Annotated in this window: 7 protein-coding genes and 1 tRNA gene; 5 read left to right on the top strand and 3 right to left on the bottom strand. The window is 61.8% G+C overall.

Annotated elements, in window-relative coordinates; all coding sequences use genetic code 11:
• Positions 1–166: 166 nt before the first annotated feature.
• The gene (locus AC30NL_RS22620; RefSeq protein ID WP_489466234.1) at positions 167–1,096 is read right to left on the bottom strand and encodes a GGDEF domain-containing protein; all 930 of its coding nucleotides are present in this window, start codon (positions 1,094–1,096) and stop codon (positions 167–169) included.
• A gap of 434 nt (positions 1,097–1,530) precedes the next feature.
• On the opposite strand from AC30NL_RS22620, the gene AC30NL_RS22615 reads away from it, so the two are divergent.
• The 5 genes from AC30NL_RS22615 (at position 1,531) to AC30NL_RS22595 (ending at position 3,858) form a co-directional block, all read left to right on the top strand.
• A complete protein-coding gene (locus AC30NL_RS22615; RefSeq protein WP_489466233.1) occupies positions 1,531–1,923 on the top strand; it encodes an HVO_A0114 family putative DNA-binding protein in 393 nt (130 codons plus the stop codon).
• A gap of 162 nt (positions 1,924–2,085) precedes the next feature.
• A complete protein-coding gene (locus AC30NL_RS22610; protein ID WP_489466232.1) occupies positions 2,086–2,379 on the top strand; it encodes a hypothetical protein in 294 nt (97 codons plus the stop codon).
• On the top strand, positions 2,306–2,794 hold the full coding sequence (locus AC30NL_RS22605; protein ID WP_489466231.1) for a DUF2335 domain-containing protein: 489 nt from the start codon (positions 2,306–2,308) through the stop codon (positions 2,792–2,794). Before AC30NL_RS22610 ends, AC30NL_RS22605 begins: the two co-directional genes overlap by 74 nt.
• A 275-nt stretch (positions 2,795–3,069) precedes the next feature.
• Positions 3,070–3,471 carry a hypothetical protein gene (locus tag AC30NL_RS22600; RefSeq protein ID WP_489466230.1) on the top strand — a complete coding sequence of 134 codons (402 nt, stop codon included), beginning with the start codon at positions 3,070–3,072 and terminating at the stop codon, positions 3,469–3,471.
• A 69-nt stretch (positions 3,472–3,540) separates the two neighbouring features.
• Positions 3,541–3,858: a site-specific integrase gene (locus AC30NL_RS22595; protein ID WP_489466229.1), complete on the top strand. Its 318-nt coding sequence runs from the start codon at positions 3,541–3,543 to the stop codon at positions 3,856–3,858.
• A gap of 29 nt (positions 3,859–3,887) precedes the next feature.
• Here the strand turns inward: AC30NL_RS22595 and AC30NL_RS22590 are convergent.
• Positions 3,888–3,961 (bottom strand) — tRNA-Gly (locus AC30NL_RS22590).
• 154 nt (positions 3,962–4,115) lie between these two features.
• Positions 4,116–6,440, bottom strand: coding sequence for a DNA topoisomerase IV subunit A (gene parC, locus AC30NL_RS22585; RefSeq protein ID WP_489466228.1), 2,325 nt, complete (start codon positions 6,438–6,440; stop codon positions 4,116–4,118).
• Positions 6,441–6,626: the final 186 nt, after the last annotated feature.

The raw sequence follows: 6,626 nt of genomic DNA, 5'->3' as shown, positions 1-6,626 counted from the left end.
CCCGCCAGCGGGAGAGGGAGTTTCATCGCTGCGTCTCCACCGAATTCGGGGAACAGTTCGACGAGCCGCTCGACATCCACCTGCTTCGCCGTTTCAGCACTCCCTCTCCACCGTATTCGGGGGAGAGGGTTGGGGTGAGGGGGTACTTGCGTCAAGGCGACGATGTTCACGACGGATCATTCGCCGCGCCCTCGTTGCCTTCGGCGCGATTCGCGAATCCGCCACGGCCCTGGGCTGGCGACGATGCGGCAAGGCCTGCGGCGCGGCGCAGCAAGGTCGTGGCGTCCTTCCCGTCCTGCGGGTAATGAGCCACGCCGGACGCAACCGCAATCGCAATCTCGCTGCCCGACATCGCGAACGGAGGATGCAGCGCAGCCGACAACTTGGCCGCCACACGATCCGCATCCTGCGGGTCTTGAATCTTCGGAAGCAGCACGGCGAATGAATCCGTGCCAAGCGATGCGACCACGTCGCTCGCCCGCACACCCACACGCAACCGCACGGCAATCTTTCGGCGCAGCACATTGGCTGACTCCACCCCGAAGCGCGCCTCAGCACTCGCGATCCCTTCGACTCGCAGGGCCAGCAAGGCCATCGGCGCAGGCTCCCGTTCGATCAGGGCGATCAACTGATTCATGTGTTCGATGAGCTGGCTCTGGTTGGGCAGGCCCGTCATCAGGTCGGTGGCGTAGGCCTTGCGCAACAGCCGCTCCTGGCCCTTGCGCTCGATTGCAAGACGCACGGCGCGCGGCAAGGCATCGACCGCATCGATGGACAGAGGCAGCACGTCCTGCACACCTTTGCGAACGAGTTGCGTCGCCAGGTCGGATCCAGGCTCCTCGGTGGTTAGCACGATCAGTGCCGGCTCGGCAGTCGCTTGCGATAAGCCGGGCCATTGCAAGAGATTGCGCGCATCCACCGTACGAACGGCGATGACTACTGCGTCGAAGTGGTCGCTCGAGAGCCTCGTCGTGGCTGCATCGAGATCCGGGCTCACATGCAGGTCGAACGGCCCGAACACCGATGCCGGCGCAAGAGCTGGCAGCGTCGTGCCTATTCCGGTAACCAGCAGAACGCGCAATGCGGTGTTGCTCATGTGGACCTCAGGGACTCATGTCTCGACCCAACAAAAAGGCCGCTTCAGCGGCCCGATGCATCACCACCAGACGGCGAGCGAAAGATGGAGCGGGTGAAGGGAATCGAACCCAAAAGTGGCGCCCTCTCGCAGAACACCCAGTGTAGCAAGAGCCCCCATTTCACACCCAGAAGCCTCCAGAAAAGCCCCCAAAGAAGTCCCCGCGTCGTTAGCTGAAATTGGCTCGACAGCAGGGTGCCACCTGCCCCCCCAAGCGCTACACATCCCATTCTCCCGGGCGCGACTGGCACTACATTCCCAGCCTCTGAAGGAGAACTAGAAGTCCTCGAAAAACAAAGCCTCGCGTCGCAGACCCCCGCATGAGGCTCTACCTTCACCACGATGGACCAGCTCATCGAAGACTTCATCGCATTGGTCGAGCAACCGAGAGCACCATGAGCACGAAACGCACCCTCACCATCACCCTGCAGCCTGATTGGAAGGCCGCGCTGCGCACCGCTGGCAAGCGTGCCCAGGCGAAGACCTATCAGGGCGAAGTCCTCAACTTCGAGTCGCCCGGCGTGTTCTTCTCGCGACTGACGGAACGTCGGTGGGAGCTGGTGCGAGCGCGGCAGGGCCAGGGTGCACTCGCGGTGCGCGAGCTGGCCCGCCGAGTCGAGCGGGACGTGAAGCGCGTGCATGAGGACGTGCAGGCGCTCGCGGACCTGGGACTTGTCGAACGCAGCGAATCGGGCAGCGTTGAATGCCTGTTTGCTGAGGTTCACATCGACATGCACCTCAGGGCGCCGCTGCAACAAGCGGCAAACCCTCAAGTTGCGGCCATGTAACAGGACCGCCGCCGACAAAACGAAGCCATGTCCTGATAAACGCACACAACTGCCAGGGTTGGCGCAACTCCTTACTAGCAATCGCTCCACCGAGTGTCAGAATGCGCTCAAGTTGGTCACCAAGAGAGGGGCCGATAACAGACGACAAGGGGTGCGCACAGCGTGGCGATCTTGAAATTTGATCAGACAAGTCGGCAGGCGTTTGCAACAGGGTTTCTCAAGGGCCTGTCTGCGCCGCTTGAGCTTTTCCGCCTCGACGGCGCGCCAGTCGTTGAACCGCCAGCAAATATCGAAGCTCCTCAACGCGGAGTTCAAGAGGCTTTGGCTGCCGATTGGAATCGGATTGGATTTGATATGAAGTCAGCCATCAGCCAATATAAGAATGAAACAGAAGCCGATAGCGAACAGACCACAAGCGGCGCAGCCACAAGTCAGACAGCAGTCAGTCACCGTTAAGACGGAGTATCAGGGCAACATCCCCCCTCCGTCATTGCTGCGAGAATTCGACGCAGTTCTGCCAGGCACCGCCGAGAAACTCATTCGCTGGGCAGAAGAAGAATCGGCCCACAGGCGCAGCATGGAGTCATCTGCGCAAGCGGCGAACATCATGAACCAGAGCCGACATCTGGAGATCGTTCATTACCAGTCTCGCGCTACCTTTCGTAGTGACTTCGTTGGTCAAATATGCGGATTCATTGTCTGCATAGCATGTGTTGTCGGAGCCATCTGGATGGGCGCGCTTGGGCATGAAGTCGCAGCGGGCGCCCTCTGCGCTATACCAACTGCTGCTGTCATCCAAGCGTTCAGAGTCGGTCTTTTCAAGAAAAACAAACCCTCGGCACCAAACACATCGAAACCAAATTCGACCTGAGATGTATGTCACCGTGATAGGGGCGCCTTGCTTTGAGGCAAAGGCCCCTCTGCATCTAGGACCAACACGACAACAAGGACGGCGCGCCCCCACAAGCGGACGCGCCGTTTTCATTTGTCGCCCCCCGCTTGTTTCCACTCCGCACACATCAGCGCCCCCAATCCCATAGGAACAAGTGGCCTAGACCACTACGCCCGCTCGATCACAGAAAACGGCGCTCACACGGGAAGGCGAGCCTCGGCGACAAACCGCTGCGCACACTCAAGCACAGCGACGTGCCCAAGACACTGGCCGCGCGGCCGGAGCTGTCGGGCAAGACCGTGAACAACCTGGTCAACGTACTCCGCGAGGCGCTTGAGATGGCCGTGCTGGACAAGCTGCTGCCTGACAATCCCGCCGCCCACGTGCCGAGCGCGCAGTGGCAACGCCTGCCGGTTGACCCATTTACCGCAGAGGAGGTCGAGGCAATCCTCGCCGACATGCCGAAGCGGCACCCGGCGCAAGTCGCCAACTACACCGCCTTGAAGTTTTTCACCGGCCTACGCACCGGAGAGTCGTTCGGCCTGCGCTGGCCCAACATCGATTCGCCAGCAGCAGCATGGTCGTGCAGGAAGGCGTGGTCAGCAGCATCGAGAAGGCAAGCACCAAGACGAACACGGCCCGCACCGTCTTTCTGAACAGCCGAGCGCTCGAAGCGCTGAAGGCGCAGAAGGCACACACGTTCATGGCCGGCAAACACGTCTTCCATGACCCACGCGACGATGAGCGATGGGGGCGGCGAGCCGAAGTTCCGCTGGTATTGGATGCCGACGCTGAAGCGCCTGGGCATCCGCCACCGGCCACCCTACAACACGCGCCACACCTACGCCACCATGATGCTCATGGCGGGCATGGGGCCGGCGTTCTGCGCCAAACAACTCGGCCACAGCGTCGAGGTTTTCCTGCGCACCTATAGCAAGTGGCTCGACGGCGAGCAGGACGCGATCGAGATGCAGCGCATGGAGGACGCGCTCAGCGGCTCGGCGGCTTCCGCGAAAAGTCCCCTGGAAGTCCCCAGTAAATGAAAAAAGCCCGGGTTTACCGGGCGTCATGCTGGAGCGGGTGAAGGGAATCGAACCCTCGTATGAAGCTTGGGAAGCTGCCGTTCTACCATTGAACTACACCCGCGTTGGGCCGGATTATAGAGTCGGCCCTGCAAAATTAAGCTCGAGGCCGAGGTAATGGCTGACGGCGCCGGACGGAAGCCGTGGCCAGCCTCTACCGCAAGCATGCGATGGACTCTTGCAACAAGTGGTGTCCCACCTGCGCGCCCGCATGAACATCATCCCTTGCTTCCAGGCAGCACCCGCATTGCCTTCACCATCACATCCTGCTTCTTGCCTTTGCGTGCTCGCTTGCCTTCATAGTCGGCAAGGGCCGCGCCCCGGATGGTCTCGTCCTTTTCTTTCGCACCGCCGCGGCCGGTACCCAGCACCTGAAGCGTGTCGGTGAAAGCGGCAACGCTTACCAATGGGTCCTTGGCTTCCAGGTCGATCAGGGTCAAACCGCGGCCGCCGTTGGGCTGCAGCTTGAGTTCGTCGAGGCCGAAGACCAGCAACCGGCCTTGCAAGGTCAGGCAGGCGACCTTGGTGGCGCTGTCCGCCAAGCTTGGCGGCAGCGGCTTGTCGTCCGCTTCGAGACTGAGGAAGGACTTGCCGCCGCGCTGGCGTGACACGAGGTCGCCCACACGTGCCAGCAGACCGAAGCCGCCTGTGTTGGCGAGCAGGAGCGTACGTTCCGCACTGCCGGAAAAGTAGTGCGATGGCTGCGTGCCGCTTTCCAGATCGACGAGCGTCGTGATCGGTTGGCCGTCACCTCGCCCACCGGGCAACTGGCTTACCGACGTCGAATACACGCGGCCGTTGCTGCCAAAGACGAGCAGCGTGTCCACCGTGCGGCACGGGAACACGCCGTACAGCGCATCGCCCGCTTTGAACTGCAGCGACGACGCCTCGATCTCGTGGCCCTTCAAGGCCCGGACCCAGCCCTTCAGACTCACCACCACCGTCACCGGCTCGTCGATGACCTTCACCTCGGCCACCGCTTTCTTCTCGGCCTGGATCAGCGTGCGGCGATCGTCGCCGTATTGCTTGGCGTCGGACTCGATCTCCTTGACCACCGTTCGCTTCAGGCTCGACGGGTTGTTCAGGATGTCTTCGAGCTTTCCCTGATCGATGCGCAGGTCTTTCAGTTCCTGTTCTATCTTGATTGCCTCCAAGCGCGCAAGTTGGCGCAGGCGGATTTCAAGAATGTCCTCGGCCTGTCGATCGCTCAGCTTGAATCGATCGATCAGGGCCGGCTTGGGCTCGTCCGCATTGCGGATGATCCGGATGACCTCGTCGATGTTGAGCAGCACGAGCTGCCTGCCTTCAAGCACATGGATGCGGTCGAGCACTTTCGCGAGTCGATGGCGCGTGCGACGCTGCACCGTCTCCATGCGGAAGTCGATCCACTCGACCAGCATCTGACGCAGGCTCTTCTGCGTCGGCCTGCCGTCGGCACCCACCATCGTGAGGTTGATCGGCGACGAGCTTTCGAGGCTGGTATGCGCAAGCAGAGTCTGGATGAACTCCGATTGCTCGATGCGGCTCGTCTTCGGCTCGAACACGAGGCGCACCGGCGCATCCTTGCTCGACTCGTCCCGCACGGCGTCGAGCACCGCAAGCACCGTCGTCTTGAGCTGTGTCTGCTCGGCGCTCAACGTCTTCTTGCCCGTCTTGACCTTCGGGTTGGTCAGCTCCTCGATCTCTTCGAGTACCTTCTGCGCGCTCGTGCCCGGCGGCAGTTCGCTGACCACCAACTGCCATTGTCCCCGGGCCAGCTCCTCGATTTTCCAACGTGCACGAACCTTGAGGCTGCCCCGACCCGACTTGTAGGCCGAGCGGATGTCCTCCGTACTGCTGATGATCTGGCCACCCCCCGGATAGTCGGGGCCCGGGATGAAGGCCGCGAGTTCCTCATCGCTCAACATCGTGTCGCGGATCAAGGCCACGGTCGCAGCGGCGACTTCGCGCAGGTTGTGCGACGGCACCTCAGTGGCCAGCCCCACGGCGATGCCGCTTGCGCCATTGAGCAGCACGAACGGCAGACGCGCCGGCAGCAGCTTCGGCTCCTGCTGAGACCCGTCGTAGTTGGACATGAACTCGACCGTGCCTTCGTCCAGTTCGTCGAGCAGCAACCGCGAGATCGGCGCGAGTCGCGCCTCGGTGTAACGCATTGCCGCTGCGCCGTCGCCATCGCGCGAGCCGAAGTTGCCCTGCCCGTCGATGAGCGGATAGCGCTGCGAAAAATCCTGCGCCATGCGAACGAGCGCGTCGTAAGCCGCCTGGTCACTGTGCGGGTGGTACTTGCCGAGCACGTCGCCCACCACGCGAGCGCTCTTGACGGGCTTGGCACCAACGTTGCCGGTGAAGCTCAGGCCCATGCGCTCCATGGCGAACAGGATGCGCCGCTGAACCGGCTTCTGGCCGTCGCATACGTCGGGCAGCGCACGGCCCTTCACAACGCTCAAAGCGTATTCGAGGTAGGCGCGCTCGGCGTATTGCGCGAGCGCGATCGCGTCATCGGGCGATGCTGGTTTGTCAAAGAGATCAGGTTCTTTGTTCATTCGAAAATCATTGTTCTGGGCGGCGTTGAACGCTTGGCTCTCGTCCGCGAACCATTTGCAAGTCTCACCTCAGAGGCTGAGAGTTTTTCGAGCGTGTCCGAGCAGCACGTCAAAAGGCACCTGATCTAGGCGCAAAGCGCAGCCATAGCCCGGGCTATGGCGAGCATTTGCAACGACGAGCAGGGG

Origin of the sequence: Rhizobacter sp. (assembly GCA_021153565.1) — a bacterium.
In the GTDB taxonomy this organism is placed as follows: domain Bacteria; phylum Pseudomonadota; class Gammaproteobacteria; order Burkholderiales; family Burkholderiaceae_C; genus Albitalea.
The sequence above is the reverse complement of the archived record's forward strand: the minus strand, read 5'-3'. Positions and strand labels throughout refer to the sequence as shown.